Source organism: Rubellimicrobium rubrum (genome assembly GCF_006152115.1).
GTDB classification, from domain to species: domain Bacteria; phylum Pseudomonadota; class Alphaproteobacteria; order Rhodobacterales; family Rhodobacteraceae; genus Rubellimicrobium; species Rubellimicrobium rubrum.
In genome coordinates this window covers 1-2,899 of the sequence record NZ_VDFU01000083.1, presented here as the reverse complement: position 1 = coordinate 2,899, position 2,899 = coordinate 1, and the positions used below count along the sequence as shown (strand labels likewise).

General features: G+C 70.9%; 3 protein-coding genes. 2 read left to right on the top strand and 1 reads right to left on the bottom strand.

The window, feature by feature from the left end:
* The coding region (locus FHG66_RS21275) for a recombinase family protein (protein ID WP_139079145.1) at positions 1–531 on the bottom strand (531 nt) is incomplete at its 3' end.
* Between the two features lie 193 nt (positions 532–724).
* Here FHG66_RS21275 and FHG66_RS21270 point away from each other — a divergent pair.
* Positions 725–2,119 (top strand): Mu transposase C-terminal domain-containing protein, encoded by a 1,395-nt coding sequence (locus FHG66_RS21270; RefSeq protein ID WP_218013948.1) that lies wholly within the window; start codon positions 725–727, stop codon positions 2,117–2,119.
* Positions 2,109–2,899 (top strand): AAA family ATPase (locus FHG66_RS21265; RefSeq protein WP_139079144.1); only part of this gene is annotated, 791 nt, incomplete at its 3' end. The genes FHG66_RS21270 and FHG66_RS21265, both read left to right, overlap by 11 nt.

Genomic DNA, 2,899 nt, shown 5'->3' with positions numbered 1-2,899 from the left:
GTAGAGAGTGGGCTTGGAGATGCCCAGGGTGGAGCAGATCTGGGCCACGCTGAGGGTGCGGGCCTCGTAGAGCTGGACCGCGAGGGCGCGCTTGGCCGGATCGAGGGCGGCGGGACGGCCGCCGGACCGGCCCCGGGCGCGGGCGGCGGTGAGGCCGGCTTGGGTGCGCTCGCGGATGAGGTTGCGTTCGAACTCGGCCAAGGCCCCGAACAGGTGAAAGGTGAGCCGGCCTGCGGGGGTGGAGGTGTCGATCGTCTCCTGGAGGCTCAGGAGCGCCACGCCGTGCTCCTCGAGCCAGGCCACGGAGGCGATCAGGTCCTTGAGTGACCGGCCGAGGCGGTCGAGGCGCCAGACCACCAGGGTGTCGCCGGCGCGCAGGAGCTCGCGGACCTTGTCGAGCCCGGGCCGTGCGGCGGTGGCGCCGGAGACGGTGTCGGTGATGACCTTCTCGCAGCCGGCCGCCTTGAGCGCGTCGCGCTGGAGGTCGAGGTTCTGGTCCTGGGTGGAGACACGCGCGTAGCCGATCCTCAAGGAAGCCCTCCGATGGTGAGGAAACCCGCCGACCCGGGCCGTTTCCTGACTTTGTTTTCTTGACGAGATAGCCTTACCGGCAGACTCTTGCATCTACAATGGATCGCGGGTCACGCCAGGAGGCTTGGGCCATGGGCAATCAAACCCCCGTTTTCTTGCCTGGCCCCTGGCCCTTCGTTGGGGATTGGCTCTGATGCCGTCCCCAGGCTTCGCCTCCGAGCTGGCCATGGAGCGACACCGCCGGCTGCGGCCCCATCTCGAGGACGGCGTGCCGCTCGCGCGTCTGGCCGAGGCAGGAGGCCCGTCGGAGCGCACCCTGCGCCGATGGCTGGCAAGCTGGCGCGCGGACGGCATCGCCGGGCTCGAGCGCCAGGCGCGCGCTGACCGCGGCCGCCGGCGCCGGCTCGCCCCCGAGATCGAGGCGATGATCCGCTCGGAGGCCTTGGCCCGGCCCCGGCCCACGGCGGCGGCCGTCCACCGGCGCATTTGCGCCCTGGCGCTCCAGCGTGGCTTGGCGCCGCCGAGCTACGCGGTCCTGACGGAGATCATGCGGTCCGTGCCGCCGGCGGTGCGGGCCGTGACCTCCGATCCGGCGGCTTACCGCGACCGGCACGAGTTGGTCCACCGGCGCGAGGCCGCGGCGCCCAACGAGACTTGGCAGGCCGATCATGCGCTCCTCGGCGTGCTGGTCGCAGATAACCGCGGCACGCTTCGCCGCCCCTGGCTCACCGTCGTCATCGATGATCACAGCCGGGCGGTTGCGGGCTACGCGCTCTCGACCGCGGCGCCGTGCGCGACCCAGACGGCGCTCGCCTTGCGCCACGCGATCTGGCGCAAGGAGGACCCAGGCTGGCCGGTGTGCGGCATCCCCGAGCGGCTTTACGTCGACAACGGCTCGGACTTCACCTCCGGCCACATGGCCCAGGCCTGCGTCGCACTGAAGATCCAGCTTATCCACTCTTGGCCCGGCCGCCCGCGCGGTCGCGGGCGGGTCGAGCGCTTCTTCCGCACCGTGCGCGACATGCTCGAGCCCGAGCTTCCCGGGCGAATCGTCGGTGGCCAGCCTGCTTCGTCCCCTCTCGACCTCCACGGCCTGGGTCAGCGCTTCGAGGCGTTCCTCCGCGACGTTTACCACCCGCGCCGGCATGGCGGCACTGGTGAGGCGCCGCTCGCGCGCTGGCAGGCCGGCGGCTTCCTTCCCAACATGCCCGACAGCCTCGAGGCGCTCGACATGCTGCTCCTGCGGGTCGCCAAGCCCCGCAAGGTACTCCGCGACGGCCTCCGCCTGGGCGGGCGGCGCTACGTCGAGCCCACGCTGGCGGCCTTTGTGGGCGAGATGGTCGAGGTGCTCCACGATCCCCGCGACCTGGCCGAGGTGCGCGTCTACCATCAGGGCGCCTTCCTGTGCCGGGCGCTCAGCCCCGAGCACATGGCAGCTCCCGGCCTCGACGACATCCAGGCGGCGCGGCGAAGCGCCCGCCTCGCTCATGTGCGCGGCGCTAGGGGCGAGGCACAGGCCAAACCAGCACCGGTCCTTTCTCCGCCTGCGCCTCGGCGCGGTCTCAAGCTCTATGCCGATGACGACTGACCTCCCCCGCGAGGCGGCCTTCATCGCCACCCGCGCGCACGGGCGGTTCGTCGAGTTCGCCGACGCCTGCTCGGAGTACCGCTACATCGGTGTCTGCCATGGCCGGCCGGGCGTCGGGAAGACGCGCTCGGCGCGCGAGTACGCCGCTTGGCCTGGGCTCTCCGACTACTCGTTCCGGGAGCCGCCAACGGGTACAACAGCAGACGCGGTCCGCCTCTGCCGCGGCCTCTTCTATACAGCTGCAGTCGCCAACACCCCGAAGTCCCTGCAGGCCGGCCTCGGCCTAAACCTCGCTCGGCTCGGGCATGCGCGCCTAGTCCTCGACGGCCAAATGGGCGCCATCGACCGCATGCACCAAGCTGAGCGTGCTTGCCCCCTGGTGGTCGTCGACGAGGCTGACCGCCTATCGCTCAAGAGCCTCGAGCACCTGCGCGACCTTTATGATCGGTACGGGTTCGGCCTGATCCTGCTCGGCATGCCAGGGCTCGAGAAACGTCTCGCCCGCTACCCGCAGTTCTTCTCGCGCATCGGCTTCGTGCACGAGTTCAAGCCGCTCGGCGCGGAGGAGACCCGCGTCCTCCTGGCGCGCCATGGCACGGCTCTCGGCGTACGCTTCGACCCGGAAAGCCTCGAGCACGTCGAGGCGCTGGCGGCGGTGATCCGGATCACCTCTGGCAACCTCCGCTTGATCGAGCGCCTGCTCGCCCAGATGCGCCGGATCATGGCTCTCAACCCCCGCGCCGCGGTCTCTGTCGACCTCGTCCAAGCCGCCCGCGACTG

Coding starts and splice junctions, on each gene's coding strand:
- FHG66_RS21270 (WP_218013948.1), top strand. CDS start 725: ATGCCGTCCCCAGGCTTCGCCTCCGAGCTGGCCATGGAGCGACACCGC.